This is a genomic window from Ruegeria sp. CDSA241 (assembly GCF_059611265.1).
Window position 1 is genome coordinate 32,817 of record NZ_JBXWPF010000027.1, and the last position, 24,235, is coordinate 57,051.

Annotated in this window: 21 protein-coding genes; 10 read left to right on the top strand and 11 right to left on the bottom strand. The window is 57.6% G+C overall.

The genetic code is table 11. The features are described from left to right. Window positions 1–26 precede the first annotated feature (26 nt). The 6 genes from AC2FJV_RS19205 (at window position 27) to AC2FJV_RS19230 (ending at window position 6,694) form a co-directional block, all read left to right on the top strand. On the top strand, window positions 27–1,808 hold the full coding sequence (locus AC2FJV_RS19205; protein ID WP_496714389.1) for an acyl-CoA dehydrogenase C-terminal domain-containing protein: 1,782 nt from the start codon (window positions 27–29) through the stop codon (window positions 1,806–1,808). Window positions 1,809–1,859: 51 nt separating this feature from the next. Continuing rightward, window positions 1,860–2,072, top strand: a complete 213-nt coding sequence (locus AC2FJV_RS19210; protein WP_142632813.1) for a hypothetical protein — start codon at window positions 1,860–1,862, stop codon at window positions 2,070–2,072. Window positions 2,073–2,151: 79 nt separating this feature from the next. After that, window positions 2,152–2,790 carry a glutathione S-transferase family protein gene (locus AC2FJV_RS19215; protein ID WP_281971801.1) on the top strand — a complete coding sequence of 213 codons (639 nt, stop codon included), beginning with the start codon at window positions 2,152–2,154 and terminating at the stop codon, window positions 2,788–2,790. A 10-nt stretch (window positions 2,791–2,800) separates the two neighbouring features. Beyond that, a complete protein-coding gene (locus AC2FJV_RS19220) occupies window positions 2,801–4,012 on the top strand; it encodes an acetyl-CoA C-acetyltransferase (RefSeq protein WP_142632809.1) in 1,212 nt (403 codons plus the stop codon). After that, window positions 4,012–4,500, top strand: a complete 489-nt coding sequence (locus AC2FJV_RS19225) for a cupin domain-containing protein (protein ID WP_142632807.1) — start codon at window positions 4,012–4,014, stop codon at window positions 4,498–4,500. Before AC2FJV_RS19220 ends, AC2FJV_RS19225 begins: the two co-directional genes overlap by 1 nt. Continuing rightward, on the top strand, window positions 4,493–6,694 hold the full coding sequence (locus tag AC2FJV_RS19230; RefSeq protein ID WP_496688645.1) for a 3-hydroxyacyl-CoA dehydrogenase NAD-binding domain-containing protein: 2,202 nt from the start codon (window positions 4,493–4,495) through the stop codon (window positions 6,692–6,694). Before AC2FJV_RS19225 ends, AC2FJV_RS19230 begins: the two co-directional genes overlap by 8 nt. Before the next feature lie 67 nt (window positions 6,695–6,761). Here the strand turns inward: AC2FJV_RS19230 and AC2FJV_RS19235 are convergent, their stop codons facing one another. The 3 genes from AC2FJV_RS19235 to AC2FJV_RS19245 form a co-directional block, all read right to left on the bottom strand. After that, entirely contained in the window at window positions 6,762–7,490 is a 729-nt protein-coding gene (locus tag AC2FJV_RS19235; protein ID WP_496714391.1) for a Hint domain-containing protein, read from the bottom strand. A gap of 188 nt (window positions 7,491–7,678) precedes the next feature. Further along, window positions 7,679–8,326 carry a sulfotransferase family 2 domain-containing protein gene (locus tag AC2FJV_RS19240; RefSeq protein WP_496714392.1) on the bottom strand — a complete coding sequence of 216 codons (648 nt, stop codon included), beginning with the start codon at window positions 8,324–8,326 and terminating at the stop codon, window positions 7,679–7,681. Beyond that, window positions 8,323–9,258 (bottom strand): DMT family transporter, encoded by a 936-nt coding sequence (locus AC2FJV_RS19245; RefSeq protein WP_142632801.1) that lies wholly within the window; start codon window positions 9,256–9,258, stop codon window positions 8,323–8,325. The genes AC2FJV_RS19240 and AC2FJV_RS19245 overlap by 4 nt, the downstream gene beginning before the upstream one ends. Window positions 9,259–9,410: 152 nt before the next feature. Between AC2FJV_RS19245 and AC2FJV_RS19250 the strand changes: the two genes are divergently transcribed. Beyond that, on the top strand, window positions 9,411–10,424 hold the full coding sequence (locus AC2FJV_RS19250) for a hypothetical protein (RefSeq protein ID WP_496714394.1): 1,014 nt from the start codon (window positions 9,411–9,413) through the stop codon (window positions 10,422–10,424). 6 nt (window positions 10,425–10,430) lie between these two features. On the opposite strand, the gene upp is transcribed toward AC2FJV_RS19250, so the two are convergent. The 7 genes from upp to AC2FJV_RS19285 form a co-directional block, all read right to left on the bottom strand. Beyond that, window positions 10,431–11,063 (bottom strand): uracil phosphoribosyltransferase, encoded by a 633-nt coding sequence (gene upp / locus AC2FJV_RS19255; protein ID WP_281994363.1) that lies wholly within the window; start codon window positions 11,061–11,063, stop codon window positions 10,431–10,433. Next, entirely contained in the window at window positions 11,060–12,046 is a 987-nt protein-coding gene (locus AC2FJV_RS19260; protein WP_496714395.1) for an adenosine deaminase, read from the bottom strand. Before AC2FJV_RS19260 ends, upp begins: the two co-directional genes overlap by 4 nt. Then, window positions 12,043–13,254, bottom strand: a complete 1,212-nt coding sequence (locus tag AC2FJV_RS19265; protein ID WP_496714396.1) for a phosphopentomutase — start codon at window positions 13,252–13,254, stop codon at window positions 12,043–12,045. Before AC2FJV_RS19265 ends, AC2FJV_RS19260 begins: the two co-directional genes overlap by 4 nt. After that, the gene (locus AC2FJV_RS19270; protein ID WP_496714403.1) at window positions 13,251–14,558 is read right to left on the bottom strand and encodes a thymidine phosphorylase; all 1,308 of its coding nucleotides are present in this window, start codon (window positions 14,556–14,558) and stop codon (window positions 13,251–13,253) included. The genes AC2FJV_RS19265 and AC2FJV_RS19270 overlap by 4 nt, the downstream gene beginning before the upstream one ends. A 4-nt stretch (window positions 14,559–14,562) precedes the next feature. Beyond that, the gene (locus tag AC2FJV_RS19275) at window positions 14,563–14,955 is read right to left on the bottom strand and encodes a cytidine deaminase (protein ID WP_142632791.1); all 393 of its coding nucleotides are present in this window, start codon (window positions 14,953–14,955) and stop codon (window positions 14,563–14,565) included. A gap of 102 nt (window positions 14,956–15,057) precedes the next feature. Then, a complete protein-coding gene (locus AC2FJV_RS19280; RefSeq protein ID WP_142632789.1) occupies window positions 15,058–16,149 on the bottom strand; it encodes a cupin domain-containing protein in 1,092 nt (363 codons plus the stop codon). After that, on the bottom strand, window positions 16,124–16,816 hold the full coding sequence (locus tag AC2FJV_RS19285) for a hypothetical protein (protein WP_271948030.1): 693 nt from the start codon (window positions 16,814–16,816) through the stop codon (window positions 16,124–16,126). Before AC2FJV_RS19285 ends, AC2FJV_RS19280 begins: the two co-directional genes overlap by 26 nt. 186 nt (window positions 16,817–17,002) lie before the next feature. Between AC2FJV_RS19285 and AC2FJV_RS19290 the strand changes: the two genes are divergently transcribed. From AC2FJV_RS19290 to AC2FJV_RS19300, 3 genes are all read left to right on the top strand, one after another. Continuing rightward, window positions 17,003–19,276: an NADP-dependent malic enzyme gene (locus AC2FJV_RS19290; RefSeq protein ID WP_282027863.1), complete on the top strand. Its 2,274-nt coding sequence runs from the start codon at window positions 17,003–17,005 to the stop codon at window positions 19,274–19,276. A gap of 265 nt (window positions 19,277–19,541) precedes the next feature. Next, window positions 19,542–21,431, top strand: coding sequence for a propionate-CoA ligase PrpE (gene prpE / locus AC2FJV_RS19295; protein ID WP_496714398.1), 1,890 nt, complete (start codon window positions 19,542–19,544; stop codon window positions 21,429–21,431). Between the two features lie 73 nt (window positions 21,432–21,504). Continuing rightward, window positions 21,505–22,944 (top strand): amidase family protein, encoded by a 1,440-nt coding sequence (locus AC2FJV_RS19300; RefSeq protein WP_496714399.1) that lies wholly within the window; start codon window positions 21,505–21,507, stop codon window positions 22,942–22,944. 263 nt (window positions 22,945–23,207) lie between these two features. Here AC2FJV_RS19300 and AC2FJV_RS19305 read toward each other — a convergent pair whose 3' ends face one another. Beyond that, window positions 23,208–23,969 carry an NAD kinase gene (locus AC2FJV_RS19305; protein ID WP_142632779.1) on the bottom strand — a complete coding sequence of 254 codons (762 nt, stop codon included), beginning with the start codon at window positions 23,967–23,969 and terminating at the stop codon, window positions 23,208–23,210. Window positions 23,970–24,235: the final 266 nt, after the last annotated feature.

Below are 24,235 nucleotides of genomic sequence, written 5' to 3' on the forward strand. Positions count from 1 at the left end.
GACAAGCGAAACTAAGGAAGTTCCCAATGCCCGTATACAATGCACCAACCAAAGACATGCAGTTCGTATTGCACGAAGTGCTCAATGTATCGGGATCGGACATCCCGGGTTATAGCGAGCTTGAACCTGATTTTACCGGCGCTGTCCTAGAAGAAGCCGGTAAGGTGGCGACAAATGTTCTGCACCCGCTGAATACAATCGGTGATACCGAAGGATGTCGTCTGGAAAACGGTGTGGTATATACCCCTACTGGCTTTAAAGACGCATTCGCTCAGATGAAGGAAGGCGGCTGGACCGGCCTGGACATGCCCGAAGAGTTCGGCGGCCAGAACATGCCTTATGTCATTGGCTCTGCCGTGGCCGAGATGTTTTCCGCCTCGAACCAGGCGTTCACCATGTATCAAGGTCTGACCCACGGCGCAGCCTCGGCCATTCTGGCGCACGGCACCCAAGAGCAGAAAGAAACCTATCTGCCGAACATGGTTAGCTGCGATTGGACCGGCACCATGAACCTGACCGAACCGCATTGCGGCACCGACCTGGGTCTGATGCGCACCAAGGCTGAACCGCAGGCGGATGGCTCCTACAAGATTTCCGGTCAGAAGATCTTTATCTCGGCTGGTGAACACGACATGGCCGACAACATCATTCACCTGGTGCTGGCCAAGATCGTGGGCGGCCCCGAAGGCATCAAGGGTGTATCCCTGTTCATCGTTCCTAAATTCATGGTGAACGAAGATGGCAGCCTGGGTGAACGCAACGGCGTATCGGTCGGCAACATCGAAGAAAAGATGGGCATCCACGGCAACTCGACCTGCGTCATGAACTATGACGAGGCAACCGGCTATCTTTTGGGCGAAGAGCATAAAGGCATGCGCGCGATGTTCACCATGATGAACGAAGCTCGTATGGGTGTAGCCATGCAGGGTCTGTCCCAGGCCGACGCGGCCTATCAGAACGCGGTGGAATACGCCAAGGACCGCCTGCAGGGCCGCGATGTGACCGGCGCGAAAAATCCGGACGGTCCAGCCGATCCGCTGATCGTGCATCCCGACATCCGCCGCAGCCTGATGGATCAGAAGAGCTTTACCGAGGGTGCCCGTGCCTTTGTTCTGTGGGGAGCCACCATGATCGACAAGGCCCACCGCTCTGGTGACGATGCCGCCCATGGCCTGATCTCACTGCTGACGCCGGTCCTCAAAGGGTTCCTGACCGACGAAGGCTATGACATGACGGTCAAGGCCCAGCAAGTCTATGGTGGCCACGGCTACATCGAAGAATGGGGCATGTCGCAATATACCCGCGATGCCCGGATCGCGATGATCTACGAAGGCGCAAACGGCGTTCAGGCGCTTGACCTTGTGGGCCGTAAACTTGCCCAGGATGGCGGCAAACACGTCATGGCGTTTTTCGAAGTGGTCAAAAAATTCTGCAAGGAAAACGCAGGTCAGAACGAAGCCTATGATACGGCGTTTATCGAACCGCTGAAAGCGGCCTCCAAGGATCTGCAGGCCGCTGCCATGTACTTTATGCAAAGCGGCACCAAGAACCCCAACCATGCGCTGGCTGGGTCGAATGACTTCATGCACATGTTCGGTCATGTCTGCCTGGGCCTGATGTGGGCACAGATGGCAAAAGCTTCTTATGCCGCACTTGAAGCCGGGACTTCGGACACCGAGTTCTACGAGACAAAGATTACCACCGGCCAGTTCTACATGGCGCGTCGCTTGCCAGCCACCGGTCTTCATCTGACACGCATCCAGAGCGGTGCGGATACTGTCATGGGCCTGGACGCGGCAAGCTTCTGATCTCTGACCGGCCCCAGACCATCTTGGGGCCGGCCATTCGAAAGGCTCGATATGCCAAAACGATTTCGCCTAACACGCCGTTTCCCGGTCGCCATGACCGAAGACGGCTATCGCAAACTCAGAGGGTTCGCGCGCGAGGCTGGTCTGGACGAAGGTGAGGCACTGTCATTCCTGTTCGAGAACTTCAACAGCGTCATCGACGAAGAGAGCCTGACGCACCGTTTGCGTATCTTCAATTCCGAACTTGAAGAGCGCAAACGATAAGAAACCAGACCCGCCCGAAAAAGGGCGGGCTACGTGATACAGCACATCGCACTGACTCATGTGCCAAGGGAGGCAAATGATGACCATCAAACTGCATTGTTTCGGCGTCAGCGGAAACTCGTACAAGGCGGCGCTGGCTCTGGAGTTATCAGGGTTAGAATGGGAAGCCGTCGAAGTCGACTTCTTCAAAGGAGTGACACGCACTCCCGAATTTCGTGCCACTATCAACGAAATGGGTGAAGCGCCCGTCATGATTGATGGCGACTTTCGCACCAGTCAGTCCGGGGCCATTCAGACTTATATAACTGAAAAGACAGGCATGTTCGGAGGAAAGACGCAGGAAGAGAAATACGAGGTACTGCGCTGGGTGCTGTGGGACAACCACAAACTCAGCTCGATGGCAGGCCTGACCCGTTTTTTGATCAACTTTCTGCCGGAAGAACATCGCAACCCAGATGTGATCGCATTCAACCAGGGTCGCCTGAAGGCTGCGTATCAAGTCCTGGATGCACATCTGAACGGTCGCGACTGGATCGTTGGGGACGGTGTAACCAATGCTGATCTCAGCTGCTGTGGCTATCTCTACTATCCTGAACCCTTCGGCTTTGACCGCACCGAATGGCCAAATATCGACGCCTGGCTGACACGCTTGTCCCAGCAGCCTGGCTGGAAACACCCCTACGACCTGATGCCCGGCTCTGTGCCGGATCGAGCTTAAGGAGAAAACTATGACCGACGCATATATCTATGACGCCCTGCGTACTCCGCGCGGCAAAGGCCGCAAGGATGGTAGCCTGCACGAGCTGACTTCGGCGCGCCTGTCCTCGCTGACATTGAACGCCGTAAAAGAGCGGAACAATCTAGAGGGCCACGCCGTAGAGGACGTCATCTGGGGCAACGTAACCCAGGTTATGGAACAGGGCGGCTGTCTGGCACGAACCGCAGTGCTGGGTTCTGATCTGGATGAATCGATCCCCGGGCTGGCGATCAACCGGTTCTGCGCCTCGGGCATGGAAGCTGTGAACCTGGCTGCCAACCAGGTCAAAGGCGGCGCAGGCGACGCCTATATTGCAGGCGGGGTCGAGATGATGGGCCGTGTTCCGATGGGCAGCGATGGCGCTGCGATTGCGGCTGACCCTTCACTGGCGATGAACACCTATTTCGTTCCGCAGGGTATCTCGGCTGATATCATTGCGACCGAATACGGGTTCACACGCGATCAGGCTGATGCGCTGGCGATGGAATCGCAGCGCCGTGCAAAAGCTGCGTGGGACGACAACCGGTTCTCGAAATCGGTCATCACCGTTAAGGATCAGAACGGCCTGACCATTCTGGACCATGATGAATACATGCGCCCCGGCACGGACATGCAAAGCCTGGGTGGCTTGAACCCCGCATTCCAGATGATGGGCGAGCAAATGCCCGGCTTCGACAACGTCGCAAAGCTGAAATACCCGCATCTGGAAAAGATCAATCATATCCACCACGCGGGTAACAGCTCGGGCATCGTGGATGGTGCGGCGGCAGTTCTGATCGGCAACAAGGAATTCGGCGAGAAATACGGCCTGAAGCCGCGCGCACGCATCAAGGCCACGGCCAAGATCGGCACCGACCCCACCATTATGTTGACCGGTCCGGTTCCGGTGACCGAGAAAATCCTCGCCGACAACGGCATGAAAATCAGCGATCTCGACCTGTTCGAAGTGAACGAAGCCTTTGCCTCGGTTGTTCTGCGCTTCCAGCAGGCATTCGATGTCGATCCGGCTTTGGTCAACGTCAATGGCGGCTCGATTGCAATGGGCCACCCGCTGGGCGCGACCGGCGCGATGATCATCGGCACCCTGCTGGATGAGCTTGAACGTCAGGACAAGGAAACCGGGCTGGCCACGCTTTGCATCGCATCCGGCATGGGTGCAGCAACGATCATCGAGCGCGTCTGATGCCAAAGCTGGATCTCTCTCAGATTCCGTTTCAGGGCGGCTCGGCCTATCCCGGCAAGCTGGCCGAGGCGACCGCAGGCCGTTTTGTTCAGCGCCTCGGTGATGCGGGCGGGCTAACCCAGTACGGTGTGAACATCGTGCGGCTGGAACCGCAGGGCATGTCCTCGCTGCGCCATTACCATATGGAGCAGGACGAGTTTGCAATCATGCTAAGCGGCACCTGTACGCTGATCGACGACGATGGCGAGCATGAAATGCAGCCCGGCGATTGCGCCGCATGGCCCGCAGGTGAAGCCAACGGCCATCACCTTGTGAACAACACCGATGCGCCTGCAACCTTTCTGGTGGTGGGCACACGGACCCCGAACGAGACCGGCTATTACAGCGACTTAGACATGATGGTGAAGGATGATGAGAACGGATTCTCTTTCACCCGGAAAGATGGCAGCCCGCTAACGGCTGACCAGATTGGAGATGACAATGACTGATTTCACTCTGAGCAAAGGCGCGGACGGCGTCGCCATTATCACCTGGGACGTCCTGGGAAAATCCATGAACGTGATGTCTTTTGACGGATTCGCACAGTTAAGCGATTGCATCGATCAGGCACTTGCCGATGACGAGATCAAAGGCATCGTTATCACCAGCGGGAAAGAAGGTTCGTTCGCCGGTGGCATGGACCTGAACCTGCTTGCGGTGATGAAAGAACAGGCGGGTGACAACCCCGCCAAGGGCCTGTTCGAAGGCACCATGAATATGCACGGCGTGCTGCGCAAGATCGAGCTGGCGGGCATGGACCCCAAGACCAAGAAAGGCGGCAAGCCGATTGCAACCGCCCTGCCCGGTACAGCCGCAGGCATTGGCATGGAACTACCGCTGTCGACGCACCGCATCTTTGCAGCCGAGAACCCAAAGGCGAAATACGGCCTGCCCGAAATCATGGTTGGCATCTTCCCTGGCGCTGGTGGCACCACCCGTATGGTCCGCAAGGTCGGTGCGATTGCAGCCGCTCCGCTGTTGCTGGAAGGCAAGATGCTGGACGTCAAAAAGGCGAAAAGTGCAGGCTACATCGATGAGATCGCCGAGGATCCAGTTGCCGCAGCAAAAGATTGGGTGCTGAACGCCAAAGATGCGGACATTGTGAAGCCTTGGGATGCCAAGGGTTACAAAATGCCCGGTGGCGCGCCTTACCACCCTGCCGGTTTCATGAACTTCGTCGGCGCCTCGGCAATGGTGAATAGCAAAACTCAGGGTGCGTTCCCTGCCGCCAAGGCGTTGCTAAGCGCTGTTTACGAAGGTGCGCTGGTTGATTTCGAAACCGCGCTGAAGATCGAAGCCCGTTGGTTCACCTCCGTTCTGATGAACCCGTCTTCGGGTGCCATGATCCGATCACTGTTCCTGAACAAGGAAGCCTTGGAAAAAGGCGCCGTGCGTCCTGCGGGCGTACCGGATCAGTCAGTCAAGAAGATCGGTGTTCTGGGCGCTGGCATGATGGGTGCGGGTATCGCACTTGTATCGGCGCAGGCCGGTATGGAAGTTGTTCTGGTCGACCGCGATCAGGAAGCTGCAGACAAAGGCAAAGCCTATACCGAAACGTACCTGGACAAAGGTATGAAGCGCGGCAAGGTTACGGCTGAAAAGAAAGAGGCCATGCTGGGCCGCATCACCGCGACCCCTGACCTTGATCATCTGAAGGGCTGCGACCTGATCATCGAAGCCGTCTTCGAAGACATGGGCGTCAAGGCCGAGATGACCAAAAAGGTCGAGGCGATCATTCCCGAGGACTGCATCTTTGCCTCGAACACCTCGACCCTGCCGATCAGCGACCTGGCCAAAGCTTCGGTGCGTGCGGATCAGTTCATCGGCATCCACTTCTTCTCGCCCGTCGAGAAGATGTTCTTGGTCGAGATCATCAAAGGCAAGGAAACCGGTGATCGCGCAGTGGCCAAGGCGCTGGACTATGTGCGTCAGATCCGCAAGACGCCGATCGTGGTCAACGATGCCCGCTTCTTCTACGCCAACCGCTGCATCATTCCCTACATCAATGAAGGTGCCCGGATGGTGACCGAAGGCGTCAGCCCGGTTCTGATCGACAACGCGGCACGCCAGTTGGGCTTCCCTGTCGGGCCGATCCAGCTGACTGATGAGACCTCGATTGATCTGGGTGCCAAGATCGCACGTGCAACCAAGGCCGCGATGGGCAACGAATATCCTGAAAGCCCGTCCGATGATCTGATCTTCTGGATGGAAGAACAGGGCCGTCTGGGCCGCAAGGCAAACGCGGGCTTCTTCGACTATGACGAAAAAGGCAAGCGCGTCGAATATTGGAAGGGTCTGCAGGACAAGTATCCGCTGGCAGAGGATCAGCCCGACCTGATCGAAGTGCAGGAACGCCTGATGTTCGCTCAGGTTCTGGAGGCCGTCCGCGCATTGGAAGAAGGCGTTCTGGAAGACATCCGCGAGGGTGACGTCGGCGCAATCTTGGGCTGGGGCTTTGCACCTTGGTCAGGTGGCCCGCTGAGCTGGCTGGACATCATCGGCACCCCTTATGCGGCCGAGCGCTGCGATCAGTTGACCGCACAATATGGGGAACGGTTTACCTGCCCGCCGCTGCTGCGTGAGATGGCAGATAAAGGCCAAAGCTTCTACGGGCGTTTCAACCCCGAAGCCAAGGCTGCCTAAACAGTTGGTGCTGGCGTAAGAGACCTTACGCCAGCACCCTGCTTGTCGTGTTTGGTTGGTCTGCCGTTCAGATCACTGGGAGAGGTCGGCCCGGACGACCCGGGCGACGCGCGCCCCTGCTGGGTCTCAAAGGGACAACTTGTTCCAGCGAGATGGGTGCAGGCAGCGCACCCAACGGGTTGGCAAGGGCTGCCACGCGGCCCTCGGTTCGTATATCTTCGACCAATTCCGCCGCTGTTTCGCTTTCGGCAATTTGATAGCCCGCACTTGTGCCGCTGTGGCCGCCGAATCGCCCTGACGGGCAGAAGGCGCGCATGCCGCCTTCCATATAGACCACTTCATCCTCGTCAAAGAACAATGCGCTGACATCGAATGATGATGCCGGGACGTCCGACTTGATGCGGAACAAACCGCTCAACTTTCGTGCTGCCACAACAGTCAGATCTGCGGTGCCATGCTCCAATGCTATACCCTGTTCAGGCATGATCCAAATCGTACCTGGGCTGTCGACGGCACTTGGGGGTACGCGGACTGGCAAATACTCGATCCGACTTTCTTCAGTAGGAACCGAAATCGTATCGACAGAAATGCGCCTTACTACCTTAAAGCCGTTCTCGACTGTCCGGATCAGATCACCAGGCTGAATGTCTTCAATCGGCGTCCAGCCGTCGACAGTTGAAACCCCGGTCCCGTGGATCAAGCCGCCACGGCGCGCGTTCAGTTCTACTCTGGTTTCGAATTGTGTCCGGCTTTCCGGAACATCTGAAATACCCATGTCACTCACTACTTCAAACACGTGCCTCCCCCCCCTGCTGGCACCAAAAACAATAGATATTCATTAGCATCCAAACCGATCACGCGTCCAAATTTTGACACATTTGAGCCTGATTTGGGTCCCAAACCCCGCTGGATAACGCTAAAAACGGAACAACGATCTGTAATCGCCTGGTATTAAGTCCCGCAGGGAAACGATATTTCTGTCATCTAATCAAAAGAGTATCCGAATCTGTCTATATCTTCAGCGCAAGCCTCGGCGACGGCCTCTTGTGATGCGGCTGAATAATAGCTTCGGTAATCTTTCGCCCGCTCTGAACGATTCAGATGCGGCAGTGTGATCCGGAACCCCAGGTGGTCAAACAGAGGCTCTGCGTCCTGATCAAAGGCCTCGAGCTTGATGAAATGCTGGCACTGCTCGATACCATCGGCTCGCGTCACGTAGTGCCGCGCCGGATGCTGACGGAGCGATTGTTGCGTCGCAGGGTGGCAGACAAATCCTTCAAACGAATGGGCGCGGGCAAGCGCGATTGCGGGGTGATCAAAGCCTTGCACCTTGAGCCAGTGATAATAGCTGACAAGCCGATCCCAGGGATTTCGGACCAGGGTAAAGACTGTCATCCCCGACATCTCATCCGGTGAAAGAACACCTTCGATATCGGCGAGGGTTGAATGTTTCCAAAGGCGGCCACGCGCCGATAGCTGTTTGATCCGCCTATTGCGTTTCTTTGCCTTGGGCGTATCTCCCAGCAAAATATCATCCTTCATCGCGCGCTGTTCCAAAGCCAGCGACAAAGATGTCCCTCCAGTTTTGGGAATGTGGACGAAGATATAAGAGCGACCGCGCGAAATGATCACGATGCGGCCTCTGTAGCGGCGGGACGCGTGGATCGCCAGGCCAGCAGAACTCCGGCCGTTGCGATCAGGCATATGCCGAGGATCTGCAGAACACCGATATTCTGCCCAAAGACCCTCCAGGCGAACAAGGGTCCAAATATCATCACCGAATATTCAAACACCGCCACATAAGAGGTCTCACCGATCTGATAGGATTTGATCAGCATGAATACCGCAATCGTCGACCCTATTGCCTGAACTATAATCCAAGGAATTGCCGGTCCCATTTGCCAGACCCAGCCACGGGTGACGAAGCCCTCCGGCCCAGCGACCGGAACCCCCGGAAACAAGGATAACACGATCAGCCCTACCGCTCCGGCCACTCCCAAGGTTGTCACCATAGCCGCCAGCAATGCCGTCGTGCTTTCCTGCGCGCAGTGGCTTCGGGTGATGACTGAACTGAACGCGTAGAACAGCCCTCCGGCGACCGGCAACAGCGTTTTTGCATCAAACTCGCCGGGATTCGGCTGCAACACGCACAAAATCCCGGCAAACCCTACTGCAACGGCCAGAATACGCCATGGGCCTATCCGTTGCTTCATGGCGACGGTTGTAATCAACAGCACAAAGATCGGCGACGTGAACAAACCCGCCAACGCCTGCGCAATCGGCATCAGCGCAAGCGAGGCAAAATAGAACAACATGGCCAATGTGATGAGAACACTACGCAGGATCACGGGGCCAAGCCTAATCGGGCGCAAGCGGCCCAGCCCAAGCAGTGACAGGCCCATTATCAGCGGTAGCATGAGCAGTGCCCGGCTGAAATGGAACTGCCACAGACCGATCGTTTCGGCCACCAAGATGACCACATTATCAATCACGCCGATGATTGCCATAGCACTGACCATCAGCACCGAGGCCAAAACCGGTGAAGTCTGGGTGTCCGCCTGCATCATTTTCCCCGCGGCATGATGGAGAGCGGTAACAGAATATTCCGCTCGTCTAGGTATCCAGCACATTTCCTGAACATCGCGCAACAGGTTTGCGCCGGTTGAATTTAGCGTGTTAAGCTGGCTCCAATTAAGAACGAGCAGACATCACCCCGATGACGGCACTGAAACAGTTCCAGCGGATCGAAGCCACCGGTCTGTGGCGCCCCTCGCCCGATGTTCAGCGGCGCGAGGTTGTTGTGTCGATTGGCGAAGCGACGCTGACGATATCGGATTTCAACGACCGGGCACTGACGCATTGGTCGCTGGCCGCGTTAGAGCGCCAGAACCCCGGTGTTTTCCCTGCGATTTACCACCCGGATGGCGACCCGCAAGAGACGTTGGAACTGGCCCAATCCGAAACCACGATGATCGAAGCCATTGACCGTCTGCAGCGTGCCATCGACTGGTCACGCCCCCACCCCGGGCGTTTGCGGTGGTTCAGCGTGGCCGGGGTTGTGGCTGCTGTGGCCGCGCTCATGCTGTTGTGGTTACCGTCAGCGTTACAAAACCATGTCGTATCCGTCGTTCCCGAAATCAAACGTATCGACATCGGTGACACAATCCTGAGGCGCATCGAAAGAGTGTCAGGCCGCGCCTGCGTGTCCGAGGGCACTCAGGAAGCACTGGATCATCTGGCGGCAAGAACGGGCGTGCGCGCAATCGTTATCCTACCCGCCGGAGTACAGACCAGCCTGACCCTGCCGGGTGGAATTGTCCTGTTGAACCGATCTCTGGTCGAAGATCACGAAGACCCCTCGGTCGTGGCCGGGTACATCATTGCGGAACGTGCACGTGTGCAGGCACAGGACCCACTGGATGATCTGCTGGACCGGACCGGCATCAGATCTGCGTTCCGCCTGCTGACAACCGGTGAGCTGACACCTCAGATTGTCGACAGTTATACCGAAGAAGTTTTATCAGAACCCCGTCCGGTTGTACCCGACGAGAACCTGCTGAAGATTTTTGCCGAGGCAGCTTTGCCCTCGGTCCCCTTTGCCTATGCGACGGACGTCACAGGTGAAACCGTGCTGGGCCTGATCGAGGCCGACCCGATGGCGGGCCAGCCCCTGCAACAGATACTGCCAGATCGCGAATGGGTCCGGCTGCAGAATATCTGCGGCGGATAAGCCCGCTTACTTGGTCCCGAACATCCGGTCACCCGCATCGCCCAAACCTGGCATGATATAGCCTTTTGAGTTCAGCTCACGGTCCAGTGCGGCGGTGACGATGTGAACATCCGGATGTGCCTCTTTCATGCGGGCAACGCCTTCGGGGGCGGCCAGCAGGCACAGGAACCGGATATCCGTCGCGCCAGCCTCTTTCAGCAAATCAATCGCAGCGGCCGAACTGTTGCCGGTTGCCAGCATCGGGTCGACAGCAATGACCAAACGGTCCTTCAGCCCCTCGGGCGCTTTGAAGTAATATTGGACGGGCTTCAAAGTCTCTTCATCGCGGTACAGGCCAACAAAGCCAACACGGGCCGAGGGGATCAGTTCCAAAACGCCGTCCAGCATTCCGTTACCGGCGCGCAGGATAGAAACCAGCGCCAGTTTCTTACCTGCCAGGATGGGGGCGTCCATCTCTTCCATCGGGGTTTCGATATGGCGCGTGGTCAATGGCATTTCCCGCGTGATTTCATAGGCCAGAAGCAAGGTGATCTCACGCAGCAACTGGCGGAATTCGGCGGTCGAAGTGACCTTGTCCCGCATGAGCGTCAATTTATGCTGCACCAACGGGTGGTCGACGACGGTCAGGTGTTCGCTCATGATATCTCCAGTCTTTTCTTGACCCGCGCACGGGTCGCTTCATCGCAAAAAGCCGCATTCAGGGCGGTTTCATTCAGGGCGGCAAAATCCTCGGCCTCCCAACCGAAAGCTTTGGCCAACATCTCATATTCACGCCGCATTGTGGTGTGGAAAAACGGCGGATCGTCGGTGGACACGGTGACCTTGACACCTGCCTCGCGCAACTTGGAAATCGGATGGCTGGCAAAGTCGGGAAACAGGCCCAGAACCACGTTCGAGCCCGGGCAAACCTCGAGCGTCACACCACGATCAACGATCTCATGCACAAGGTCGGGATCTTCGATCGCACGCACGCCATGGCCTATGCGTTCAACTCCCAGATCACGGATCGCATCGCGGACACTATCCGGCCCGCCGAACTCTCCGGCATGGGTGGTCAGGCACAGTCCGACCTCGCGCGCGCAGTCAAACGCCCACTTATAGTCGCCCTGAACCCCCATGGATTCATTGCCCCCCATACCGAACCCAGTAATCCAGTCGCCCGCTGTTTCAGCGGCACAATATGCACTGAGCTTGGCCTGTTCGGGTCCGAAATGCCGGACACAGGTCACCACGCCGCGCAGAGTGATATCGTATTTCCGCTCGGCTTCATCAGCGGCATCCTGAATGGCACTTAGATAGTCGCGCCAGGCCAGCAAATCGCCACCGCCACAGAAATCGGGGCTCAGAAAGCTTTCCGAATACACCACCCCGTTCGCCGCGCTTTCTTCAAGAATAGCCAACGTCAGACGGCGGAAATCCTCGGGCGATTTCAGCACTTCACAGGCGGCCTCATATACGCTGAGGAAATGGGCGAAATCCCGGAAATCATATGACCCGTCAGGTTTGAAAATCCCGCTGAGGTCGATGCGCTTTTCATGCGCCAGCTGACGGATGAAGGCAGGCGGCGCGGCACCTTCGTGATGCAAGTGCAGTTCGATCTTGGGTAGGTCAGCGACAGTCATAGAAAGCTCCGCCCCGGCCCTTGTGCCGGGATATTCAGGTGATGTGCGATACTGGCGGCAATGTCGGCGAATTTGACCTGACCGATCTGCCCCGCACCCTGCCCTGCAATCAGGACAGGTACTTGCTCACGCGTGTGGTCGGTGCCGATCCAGCTTGGGTCGTTGCCGTGATCAGCGGTCAACAACATCAGGTCATCGGGGCGCAACCGGGTCAGAATTGCACCTATCTCTTGGTCAAACCATTCCAGCGCGCGGGCATAGCCGCTGATGTCGCGCCGATGGCCATAGAGACTGTCGAACTCGACAAAATTGGCGAAGGTCAGGCTGCCCTCTTCGGCCTCATCGACCAAATCGGACAGATGACCCATCAAGTCAGCATCCGACCCTTTGCGCAGTGTGTCGATTCCCTGCATGGAAAAGATATCGCCGATCTTGCCCACTGCATGAACACGGCGGCCCGCATCCTGACACCAGTTCGTCAGCACCGGAGCGGGCGGCACGATGGCAAAATCCTTGCGGTTGGTCGTGCGGGTGAACCCTTGTTCGGGCGAGCCGACAAAGGGCCGTGCGATCACACGCCCCACTTTCATCTGGTGCAAACGTGGGGCCAGCGCGCGGCAGAGGTCAAGCAGACGGTCTAGGCCGAAACTTTCTTCATGCGCGGCGATCTGAAAGACACTGTCGGCCGAGGTATAGCAGATCGGCCAACCGGTTCGCATATGCTCGGCCCCCAATTCGGCGATGATCGTGGTGCCCGAGGCGTGGCAATCCCCCAAAATCCCTTCGGTTCCGGCGGCCTCGGCTGCGGCCTTGCTCAGATCAGCCGGAAATGATGGTGTTGTATTTGGAAAGTAATGCCAGTCCCACGGCACAGGCAGCCCTGCTAGCTCCCAATGCCCCGATGGCGTGTCCTTGCCCGGTGAATCCTCACAGGCGCAGCCCCACAGACCTGTCGGCTGGGCCAGCAAACCCGGCGTTTCCGCACCCGAGGCCAGCCGTGCCGCAGCACCCAACCCCAGCGCATCCAAATGCGGTAGATGCAAAGGCCCGGATCGCCCCTCTTCCGCCTGACCTTGTGCACAAGCCTGCGCGATATGGGCCAGAGTGTTTGCCCCAGTATCCGGCATGTCGCCATTAAAGAACTGATCAGCATCGGGCGCGCCGCCGATACCCACAGAATCCATCACCACAAGGAAGGCGCGGCTCATGGCGTGATCCTCTCGTGGACAAGGGATGGCACCATTGGTTTACCCGTTCCAAGCGTGATCGCCTTTTGAACAGCATCAGCCGCACGTCGCGCGGCATCCTCGCGGGCGGCATGGACGACAGCCAATGGAACGCCTTTTTCGACCCGGTCGCCCAGTCGCACCAGATCTGACAGCCCGACCGCAGGGTCGATCACATCGCTTTCAACCTGACGTCCGCCACCCAATTCGACAACCGCAAGGCCCAGCGCCTCTCCGTCTATCGTGGTTACATAGCCCGCAGCGGGAGCGGGCACTTCCAGGATCACGCTGGCTTCGGGCAAATAGCGCGACCAATCGTCGACAAAGTGAATGGGTGCCCCAACTGCGGCCATCATGCGGCCAAACCGTTCTGCGGCACGGCCATCGCGGATGACCTTGGCGATTTTGTCCCGGCCTTCATCTGAAGTGGCAAACATACCGGCGTCAGCCAACAGAACCCCACCCAGTTCGGCAGAGATCACAGCCAACGGCGCGTCAGGCGCTTGGGTCAATACCTTCATGACCTCATCCACCTCAAGTGCATTGCCCAGCGCAGAGGCAAGCGGCTGGTTCATATCGGTTATGACTGCTGAGGTCCGACACCCTGCAGCGTTGGCGGTTTCAGTCAGCGCCTGTGCCAGATTGTGCGCGTCATCAAGGGTTTTCATAAAGGCCCCACTGCCAACCTTAACGTCCAGCACCAGTGCATCCGGGCTGGCTGCAAGCTTTTTCGACAGGATCGACGCGGTGATCAGGTCGAGGCTTTCTACTGTCGCCGTGACATCCCGAATGGCGTAAAGCCGTTTGTCCGCTGGCGCGATTTGCCCGGTGGCGCCGACAATGGCTGCCCCCGTTTCGTTCAGCACCTGCACCAGCCGGTCCTGGCTGATCTGGGTGGTCACACCGGGGATGGATTCGAGCTTGTCCAGCGTGCCGCCCGTATGTCCCAGTCCCCGGCCAGAAATCATTGGCACATAGGCCCCAAGCTCGGCCAGTGCGGGGGCCAGTACCAGGCTGACGCTGTCGCCCACACCCCCGGTCGAGTGTTTATCGATTACCGGACCTTCCACATCCCAGTTCAGGACATCGCCGCTGTCGCGCATCGCAATGGTCAGATCGGCACGGCCCTGCGCACCCAACCCACCCATGCAAACCGCCATGGCAAAGGCCCCTGCCTGCGCGTCACTGACCCCACCATCGGCAAGCCCCTGGGCAAACCAGTGCAGTTCCTCGGCGGAGGGTATATCCTTGCGGCGCAACTTTGCGATGATCGAGCGGGCGTCCATGGGGTCAGACATCCTCCATATGCGAGGCGTCAAATGCGCCTGGCAGCAGATCCCCGATAGTGGTTTTCAACTCCGCCCCGTCCAAGCTGGCCAATACCACCTTGACGTCACGCTTGCCGAACTCGGCCAGTTTCTGGCGGCACCCCCCGCACGGCGGTACTGGCTGAGGAGACGACGCGACCACGTAAACCTCGGTCAGTTCCTGCTCGCCAGCAGCGACCATGGCGGCAATGGCTCCGGCCTCGGCGCAAGTGCCTTCGGGATAGGCCACGTTTTCCACATTGCAACCGGAGTAGATCTGCCCCGACAGGGACCGGATCGCCGCGCCGACCTTGAAATTGGAATAAGGCGCATAGGCGTTTTCCCGCACGGACAAGGCTGCGTCTTTCAAGCTCATGGCGATTCCCTATTTTTTGATCATCTGGTCAGAAAGTCATACCCTAAATGAAAGCCCCCGGGGAATTGAAGCCCCGAGCGCAGAATTCCTGAGCCAAAATGCTTAATCCAGAACCGTATTGAACACGCCAGGCAGCGTGACCTCAAGCAGTTCAACATCATCGGTCGGATCAGACAGGCGTGTGCGCATACCCGGCGGGATGACAAAGGCATCGCCCTGTTCCAGCCGATAGGGGTCACGCCCCTCGCCTTCGAGCGTCAACTCACCGTTCATAACGAAGGTGAAATGAATATCGGTATCATGTGTAGCCCAGGCGGTGTCACCCTGCCCCCGACGCACCACCTGAACGCCTGCGACACCCATCGTGTTCTGGGCAATCGTGGTGTCGCGACAGATATAGCCCGGCAAACGGAACGGCCCCCATTCTGCTCCCTCGGCCCGGTTGTAGACAAAGCGCTGGCCCTGCCATTCGCGATCCGGGCGGTATTGCGGGGTCGGCAACTGCATTTCGTGGTCGATTTCGGTGACATGTTCGGCAGGAACACCAATTTCGATCACCTGCACATTGTCCGATGCCTCCAACACACGATGGCGGATTTCGGGCGGCTGGATAAAGCAATCGCCGGCGGTCAGGCGCATCTTATCGCCCTGATCCTCGTAAACCACATCGACCCAGCCATGGATGCAGAAAATCAACTGAAACCCGACCTTGTGGAAATGCACCATGTCCGGAACCGGACCGCCATCAGGAATGCGGATATGGCTGGCAATGATCGACCCGCCCAAGCGATCGGGTACCAGATCGCGATAATGCATTCCGGCGCGCCCGATGACCCACGGGGCCTGATCCTTGAGTCTGCGCACGACAAAGGAATGCACGGTATCCGGCATCACCATCGGCGGGTTCAGTTCATCAATTTCAACACGCGTCCCGTTCGGCGCGACCAAACTGCGCTGGCCAGCCGCAAACTCATCCGGATTTTCGGTCAGAATGCGCAACATTCCGGGCGCCTCGGGTGCATCCTGTTCGATCCGTAATCGCAATCCATGCCCCGAGAACACGGCGACCCGAGGGTCATCAGCCGGATAGATCATATCCATCCGCATCCCCAGTACCTTGGTAAAAAACGGGATGTCGTCACGTAATTCCTGCGTCGGCAGACGAATCTCAGCTTTGGTCTGATTGCTGGTCATTCAAGTTCTCTTCGGTCGTGGCTTTGGGCCATCCGATCAGAACAGAAGCCAAAATGCCAATCGAAAAGAACATCTCAAGCGTTTCTTCCAACACAAACAAACGCATGATCATCTGGTCCGACAGGTCGTCTTTCAGTGCGCCACTGACTTCTTCCAACCCCTGTGCAACCACCGCACACATACCGGCCAGAAAGAACACCATTAGAAACGGGACCCGATGCTTGAACGCACGCCACCCGTTTGGCACCCCGTGCCAGAGCAAGCCGCCCAGAACCAAAACAGCCAGGATGACGCGAACCGCGTTCATATCAAGCAGCGTGTCCAGCCCATTCAGAATCCCATATGGCAAGCTATCTACGGCATAGATATCCGCAGCAAGTTCGCGCTCTGCCAGCAGCAAACAGACGAGACCGATATAAAGACGGGAAATCCCGCGATACCGGAAAAGCGCAATGCCCCCGGCCAGAACAAGTGCCGCGGCCGAAATGGATTCGAACGGGCCGCCCTCATGGCTGAGGGACATCGCCTGCACCGGCCAGATACAGAGGACCACCAAGATCAGCAACGCAACTCCAATCGCTGCACGAAACAGCGGCTGGTCCAGCCCAAAGGACCGCTTGGTATCGGTTGTGACGGGTATCGACTGAGATTGTTTTTCCGGGGTCATCTTGGGCCTTCGATCTCCTGTGGAAGCGGTGCCGAATATGAAGATGCGCGACCGTAACCATATTAGAACATAATTCAACCTACGGCCGTGTTTGGCAAAAATCCATTTATGAAGTGACGTCACGTAGCCAAGGCGCCAGAAATAGTTTAACCCTTCAACCAAATTCGGAACGGAGATGAATTGCCTATGTCTGACACTCCCAACCTGCGACAGGCCGCGCTTGATTATCACGCTCACCCAAAGCCTGGAAAGCTCGAAATCAGGGCTACGAAACCCATGGCCAACGGTCGGGATCTGGCGCGCGCCTACTCGCCTGGCGTCGCCGAGGCCAGCCTGGAAATCAAGGCCGACCCATCCAACGCCGAGCTTTACACCGCGCGGGGCAATCTTGTTGGCGTGGTCTCGAACGGAACAGCAGTGCTGGGCCTGGGCAATATAGGCGCTCTGGCTTCTAAGCCGGTGATGGAAGGCAAAGCGGTTCTGTTCAAGAAATTCGCAGGGATCGACTGTTTCGACATCGAGGTTGACGAATCCGACCCCGAAAAGCTGGCCGATATCGTTTGCGCGCTGGAACCCACGTTCGGGGCAATCAACCTTGAAGACATCAAGGCACCCGATTGTTTTATTGTCGAAAAACTGTGCCGCGAGCGGATGAACATCCCCGTTTTTCACGATGACCAGCACGGCACCGCAATCGTCGTGGGCGCCGCTGCCAAGAACGCGCTGTACGTTGCCGGGAAAAAGTTCGAGGATATCAAAATCGTCTCGACCGGCGGAGGCGCGGCTGGGATCGCCTGCCTGAACATGCTGGTGAAGCTGGGTGTGAAACGTGAAAACATCTGGCTGTGTGACATTCACGGGCTTGTCTATGAAGGGCGAGCCGAGGACATGAACCCGCACAAGAGCCAATTCGCGCAAAAGACTGATCTGCGCACGCTGGATGACGTGATCGGGGATGCCGATCTGTTTCTGGGGCTTAGCGGACCGAATGTCCTGAAACCCGAAATGGTCGCGAAAATGGCCAACAGACCAATCATCTTCGCGCTGGCTAACCCGACGCCCGAGATTCTGCCGGACGCAGCTCGCGAAGTGGCCCCCGATGCGATCATCGCAACCGGTCGCAGTGATTTTCCCAATCAGGTGAACAACGTTCTGTGCTTTCCTTTCATCTTCCGGGGCGCCCTGGATGTTGGTGCGACCGAAATTAACGACGCTATGCAGATCGCCTGCGTAGACGGTATCGCTGATATGGCCCGGGCAACGACCAGTGCAGAAGCCGCCGCCGCCTATAAGGGCGAGCAACTGACATTCGGACCTGACTATTTGATCCCAAAACCTTTTGACCCGCGCCTCGTCGCTGTTGTGTCCTCGTCAGTGGCCCGGGCGGCTATGGACAGTGGCGTTGCCAGGCGTCCGATTCCAGATATGGAGGCCTATAAAGAGCGCCTGAACCAGACGGTTTTCAAATCCGCCCTGATCATGCGCCCGGTTTTCGAGGCCGCAGCAGCTGCGTCGCGCCGAATAGTATTTGCCGAGGGCGAGGACGAACGTGTGCTGCGCGCCGCTCAGGCCATTCTGGAAGAAACCACGGAAACACCGATCCTGATCGGACGTCCCGAAGTCATCGAAGCGCGATGCGAGCGCCTGGGCCTGACCGTGCGTCCCGGCGAGGATTTTCAGATCGTGAACCCGGAACATGACAATCGCTACTATGATTACTGGACCTCATATCACCAGATCATGCAGCGCCGCGGTGTCACCCCTGATCTGGCCAAGGCCATCATGCGCACCAACAGCACAGCCATTGGGGCGATCATGGTCCAGCGTGGCGAGGCCGACAGCCTGATCTGCGGAACCTTTGGCGAATACCGCTGGCACCTAAGCTATGTCGAACAGGTGTTGGCCAATGGCGACCTGCGCGCACATGGCGCTTTGTCTCTGATGGTTCTTGAGGACGGCCCCTTGTTCATCGCCGATACACATGTGAGGCAATTACCAACGCCTGCAGAGCTTGCCGAAACCACCCTGGGCGCGGCCCGTCATGTCCGGCGTTTCGGGTTGGAGCCAAAAATCGCGTTCTGTTCGCAATCTCAATTCGGCAATCAGGCCGAAGGCTCGGGCAAGCGCCTGCGGGCCGCTTTGGAGATTCTGGACTCGGAGCCGCGCGATTTCACATATGAGGGTGAGATGAATCTGGACGTAGCGCTTGACCCTGAACTGCGGTCGCGCATCTTCCCGCATTCACGTCTAGAAGGTGTCGCCAACGTCCTGATATTTGCCCACGCAGATGCCGCCAGCGGTGTGCGCAACATCCTGAAGATGAAGGCCAACGCGCTGGAAGTTGGCCCGATCCTGATGGGTATGGGCAACAAGGCACATATCGTGACCCCCTCGATCACCGCACGCGGGTTACTGAACATGGCGGCGATCGCAGGAACGCCTGTCGCTCATTACGGGTAAAGGGTCACGGATCCCCTCCGGGCACCGAAACAGGTGCCCGGACTGATTCCTTCATATTTGCACCAATACATTTGCAGTTTTGCAAAACTGTGAATTCGGCGCGCAAAATCCATAAATTGCCGACAGGTTTGCAAAAATTAGCAGGGAAATTCTTATACATCTGCAAATATTTTGCGATAAAGTGACGCCCCGTCACTTCGACCGCTTGTCTGCCCCCTATACCCCGCCCTAGACACGGTGCAGGGATTTTTCGGAGGAGACCAAAGTGGCATATCAGGACGTTTACCAGAGCTGGAAATCCGATCCAGAGGCATTCTGGATGGAAGCTGCAAAAGGAATTGATTGGGTTCGGCCACCCAGCAAGGCTTTGTTTGACGACAATGCTCCTCTTTATGAATGGTTCTGTGATGCCAGGGTCAACACCTGCTGGAATGCAGTTGATCGCCATGTCGAGAATGGTCGCGGTGAACAGACGGCCATCATCTATGACAGCCCAATCACCCACACCAAGCGCGAGATCTCATATGTCGAACTGCGCAATCGGGTCGCTACTTTGGCCGGGGCATTGCGGGCAAAAGGTGTCGAAAAGGGCGACAGGGTTATCATCTATATGCCGATGATCCCCGAAGCGCTTGAGGCGATGTTGGCCTGTGCCCGGCTGGGTGCGGTGCACTCGGTTGTGTTTGGTGGCTTTGCAAGCAACGAATTGGCGGTCCGTATTGATGACGCCAAACCAAAAGCAATCATCGCCGCTTCTTGCGGGATGGAGCCGGGCCGTGTGGTGCATTATAAACCGCTGCTTGACGGTGCCGTCGAACTTGCCAGCCACAAGCCCGATTTCTGCGTGATATTCCAGCGCGAACAAGAGGTTGCGCATTTGATCGAGGGGCGTGATTTCAACTGGCACGGGTTCCAGTACGGTGTTGAGCCTGCGGAATGTGTTCCTGTCGATGGCAATGATCCAGCTTATATCCTGTATACATCAGGCACGACCGGAGCGCCCAAAGGGGTCGTACGGCCGACGGCCGGCCATCTGGTCGCGCTGAACTGGACGATGAAGAACATCTATAACGTGGATCCCGGCGACGTGTTCTGGGCGGCTTCTGATGTCGGCTGGGTCGTTGGCCACTCATACATCTGCTACGCGCCGCTGATCCACGGCAACACCACGATAGTGTTCGAGGGCAAGCCGGTTGGAACCCCAGACGCGGGCACCTTCTGGCGGGTGATATCCGAGCATAATGTTCGCAGTTTCTTCACTGCTCCCACCGCAATCCGCGCGGTCAAACGTGAAGATCCCAAAGGGGAATTAATCCCTGAATACGACCTCTCCTGCCTGCGAGCCCTGTTTCTGGCCGGAGAGCGGGCGGATCCCGACACGATCGAATGGGCTAAAGACGCGCTGAACGTTCCGGTTATCGACCATTGGTGGCAAACCGAAACCGGTTGGACCATCGCGGGCAATCCGCTGGGGATTGAAGAGCTGCCAACCAAGCTGGGCTCACCTGCCAAGCCGATGCCCGGCTACGACGTGCAGATTCTGGACGAAGGCGGCCACCCGATGAAACCCGGAGAGCTGGGCGCGATTGCGGTAAAGCTGCCCCTGCCCCCCGGCACTCTGCCAACGCTGTGGAACGCCGAAGACCGGTTCAGAAGCTCGTACCTGAATCACTTTCCCGGATATTATGAAACCGGCGATGCGGGCATGGTTGATGAGGACGGGTACCTCTACATCATGGCGCGCACCGATGACGTGATCAACGTCGCGGGCCATCGTCTGTCCACCGGCGGCATGGAAGAGGTTCTGGCCGCGCACCCTGACGTTGCCGAATGCGCCGTGATCGGTGTGTCGGATCAGCTGAAGGGCCAGATGCCGGTTGGCTTCTTGTGCCTAAATGCGGGCTGTGATCGGGACCACGGTGACGTCGTTCAGGATGTCGTCAAGTTGGTTCGCGAAAAGATCGGACCGGTCGCTGCCTTCAAGCTGGCCGTGGTTGTCGACCGGCTGCCCAAGACGCGGTCGGGCAAGATATTGCGCGGAACCATGGTCTCGATTGCGGATGGCAAGGACTACAAGATGCCCGCCACCATCGACGATCCGGCGATTCTGGACGAGATCACCGAGGCCCTCAAATCCATCGGCTACGCCCAGTAGAAAATCGGCGCGCCTGCCGCCTCTTGCAACCTGACACCGGGCCTCTACTGTCTGACCAAGACAGTGAGGCCCCATGACAGAAACCGACATCTGGCGTCTGAACGCCACCGATCTGACCGCGTTGACGCGCAACAGGGAAATCAGCGCGGAAGAGGCCGTCAAAGCCTCCATCGACCGGATGCAACAGGTCAATCCTGCGCTGAATGCGGTTGTTGAAGATCTGAGTTCACAAGCGCTGGACCGTGCGCGAAATCTGGATAAGGCGGTCAGTGGCGGAGAGCAGCCTGGCCCCCTGCATGGTGTGCCGGTCACCATCAAGATCAACGTCGATCAAAAAGGACATGCGACCTCGAATGGGGTCGTTGCCCTGAAAGACGTGATCGCCCCGGATGATGCGCCGGTTGTTTCCAACCTGCAAAAGGCGGGCGCCATCGTCATCGGTCGCACAAACACGCCCGAATTTTCATTCCGTGCTGACACAGACAACGAACTGCATGGCCGCACGTATAACCCCTGGGGGCGTCATATCTCGCCCGGGGGATCTTCTGGTGGCGCGGGCGCGGCTGTGATGGCTGGGATCGGTGCGCTGGCCCATGGCAACGATATAGGGGGCAGCCTGCGATTTCCTGCCGCCGCCAATGGGGCGGTCACCGTCAAACCGGGTCTGGGTCGTGTTCCGGCGTGGAATCCCAGCCAATCGGCAGAACGGGGCATACTGGCACAATCGATGTCGGTGCAGGGTCTGATCACGCGCTCCGCAGCGGACCTGCACCTGTCCATGCCCAGCTTGATCGCGCCCGATCCGCGCGATCCGTTTCACGTGCCGATGCCGTGGCGGGGTGAGGACCAAACCGGCCCGATCAAGGTCGCCTTCACCAAGCAGACCTTTGGATACGATTTGCATCCCGAAGTCGGCAAGGCTCTGGATACGGCACGCGATGCATTGATCGAAGCAGGCTATGTAGTGGAAGAGGTCGCACCACCCGATATCTTTGAAGCTGGTCGTGGTGGGTACCGCGCCCTGATGGGTGAAGTTCTGACCTTGTTGAAAGCCGATATCGAGGCTGCGGGATCAAAAACAATCCGCGACATATTCGAGGTCTACTTTCAGGAATTCCCACCCATAGTTGGCACAGACCTTATCGAAATTCTGTCCAAACGCAGCCACTATGCGCGCGAGTGGTCTCTGTTCATGCAAAACTATCCTCTGGTCCTGTCACCATTCCTGCCACAGCCGTTCTTCAAACCGGACCGAGACACCGAGGGCGCCGAGGGCGTGCATGAAGTTCTGGGCTGTGCGGTCTATTCCTATGCGATGAACTTCATCGGCCTGCCCGCGGCATGTGTTCCGGCGCGGCTGGCCGAGCTGCCGCATGGGCCGCAGCCGATCAACATCCAGATCGCAGCCCGCAGATGGCGCGAGGATATGGCGGTAGACGCCGCCGCGGCAATAGAAGACCGGGTGGGGCAAATGTGCCTGCCATTGTGGAAGAAAATGGGGACGTCCTTCTAAATAAACGTTGTCCAAAAAAAATTGACCCCGGGGTTTTGTACCCGGGGTCCGCTTTCTAAAATATGCCTAGAAATCCGATAACGAGCGTAGCACCACCTACCCTCGCCCGCACATAAACTGCACGTTCATTTCGAAACCGCCGTTGATGGCCACTCACTTCCACCATGGCGTGTTCTCCAGGCAAGTTCACAGTACCTTAATGTTAATCGGATTCGTGTGAACTGGTTCACACAAGCGCGATTAATTCATACCTGGCCTTTCATTTAGGTGAACTGCTCCGAAATCAGACGCTCTTCCAGGCCGTGGCCCGGGTCGAACAGGATACGGTGCCGGATCGCCGGTTCAGATCGAATTTCGACCCAATCAATATCCGGAAATGAATTTGAATCCGCATCCGCCATGACCGGCCGCTTGTCCGCGTCCAACACATCGAACCGCACCTGGGCGATTTTGGGCAGCAGCGCGCCCCGCCAGCGTCGCGGACGAAAGGCTGCAATCGCTGTCAGGGCTAGAACATCCGATCCAATCGGCAGGATTGGCCCATGCGCGGAATAGTTATAAGCCGTCGATCCTGCTGGCGTTGACAGCAAAGCGCCATCGCAAACCAATTCATCCATGCGCACGCGACCGTCCACACTGATCCTCAGCCGCGCCGCCTGAGGGCCTGCCCTTAGCAAAGAGACCTCATTGATGGCTAGCGCCTCATGAATCTTGCCGGACTGATCCATCGCGCGCATTGCCAGCGGGTTGATGACCTCTTCTTCAGCGGCGGAAAGACGGTCCATCAGATCTTCTTCGTGGAACTCGTTCATCAGGAACCCGATTGTTCCACGATTCATGCCATATACGGGCGTATCGAGGTGCTGCATGTTGTGCAAAGTGTGCAGCATAAAGCCGTCCCCACCCAGCGCGACAATTACACCGGCATCACGCGGCGCCGCATTGCCATAGCGCCTGACCAGTTTGTCGCGTGCGGTTTGAGCCACCTTGGCGTCGCTGGCAAGAAAAGCGATTCTTTGAATCATCTATTGTGGTTTCCAGTGCTGCACATTTGGTTCCGAAACAATCATACCTTTCCCCTTTAGACCAGACTTGACGCCACCGCTGGCCAAATCGTCGCTTTAAGCCTTTTGCCGATGGCCCGTTTCCGATAGGAAATCCGCAAGAAATCCCAGCATTGTGGAGCCCCCATGAACGCCAATCTACGTGATACCGGTTTTTTCACCCAGTCTCTCTCAGCGCGCGACCCAGAGCTGTTCGGCTCGATCACGTCCGAGCTGGGCCGTCAGCG

What these genes read in the sequence shown, in the direction of transcription:
- AC2FJV_RS19205 (WP_496714389.1), top strand. Translation starts at nt 27, where the DNA reads ATGCCCGTATACAATGCACCAACCAAAGACATGCAGTTCGTATTGCAC.
- AC2FJV_RS19210 (WP_142632813.1), top strand. Translation starts at nt 1,860, where the DNA reads ATGCCAAAACGATTTCGCCTAACACGCCGTTTCCCGGTCGCCATGACC.
- AC2FJV_RS19215 (WP_281971801.1), top strand. Translation starts at nt 2,152, where the DNA reads ATGACCATCAAACTGCATTGTTTCGGCGTCAGCGGAAACTCGTACAAG.
- AC2FJV_RS19220 (WP_142632809.1), top strand. Translation starts at nt 2,801, where the DNA reads ATGACCGACGCATATATCTATGACGCCCTGCGTACTCCGCGCGGCAAA.
- AC2FJV_RS19225 (WP_142632807.1), top strand. Translation starts at nt 4,012, where the DNA reads ATGCCAAAGCTGGATCTCTCTCAGATTCCGTTTCAGGGCGGCTCGGCC.
- AC2FJV_RS19230 (WP_496688645.1), top strand. Translation starts at nt 4,493, where the DNA reads ATGACTGATTTCACTCTGAGCAAAGGCGCGGACGGCGTCGCCATTATC.
- AC2FJV_RS19245 (WP_142632801.1), bottom strand. Translation starts at nt 9,258, where the DNA reads ATGCAGGCGGACACCCAGACTTCACCGGTTTTGGCCTCGGTGCTGATG.
- AC2FJV_RS19250 (WP_496714394.1), top strand. Translation starts at nt 9,411, where the DNA reads ATGACGGCACTGAAACAGTTCCAGCGGATCGAAGCCACCGGTCTGTGG.
- upp (WP_281994363.1), bottom strand. Translation starts at nt 11,063, where the DNA reads ATGAGCGAACACCTGACCGTCGTCGACCACCCGTTGGTGCAGCATAAA.
- AC2FJV_RS19260 (WP_496714395.1), bottom strand. Translation starts at nt 12,046, where the DNA reads ATGACTGTCGCTGACCTACCCAAGATCGAACTGCACTTGCATCACGAA.
- AC2FJV_RS19265 (WP_496714396.1), bottom strand. Translation starts at nt 13,254, where the DNA reads ATGAGCCGCGCCTTCCTTGTGGTGATGGATTCTGTGGGTATCGGCGGC.
- AC2FJV_RS19270 (WP_496714403.1), bottom strand. Translation starts at nt 14,558, where the DNA reads ATGGACGCCCGCTCGATCATCGCAAAGTTGCGCCGCAAGGATATACCC.
- AC2FJV_RS19275 (WP_142632791.1), bottom strand. Translation starts at nt 14,955, where the DNA reads ATGAGCTTGAAAGACGCAGCCTTGTCCGTGCGGGAAAACGCCTATGCG.
- AC2FJV_RS19280 (WP_142632789.1), bottom strand. Translation starts at nt 16,149, where the DNA reads ATGACCAGCAATCAGACCAAAGCTGAGATTCGTCTGCCGACGCAGGAA.
- AC2FJV_RS19285 (WP_271948030.1), bottom strand. Translation starts at nt 16,816, where the DNA reads ATGACCCCGGAAAAACAATCTCAGTCGATACCCGTCACAACCGATACC.
- AC2FJV_RS19290 (WP_282027863.1), top strand. Translation starts at nt 17,003, where the DNA reads ATGTCTGACACTCCCAACCTGCGACAGGCCGCGCTTGATTATCACGCT.
- AC2FJV_RS19300 (WP_496714399.1), top strand. Translation starts at nt 21,505, where the DNA reads ATGACAGAAACCGACATCTGGCGTCTGAACGCCACCGATCTGACCGCG.
- AC2FJV_RS19305 (WP_142632779.1), bottom strand. Translation starts at nt 23,969, where the DNA reads ATGATTCAAAGAATCGCTTTTCTTGCCAGCGACGCCAAGGTGGCTCAA.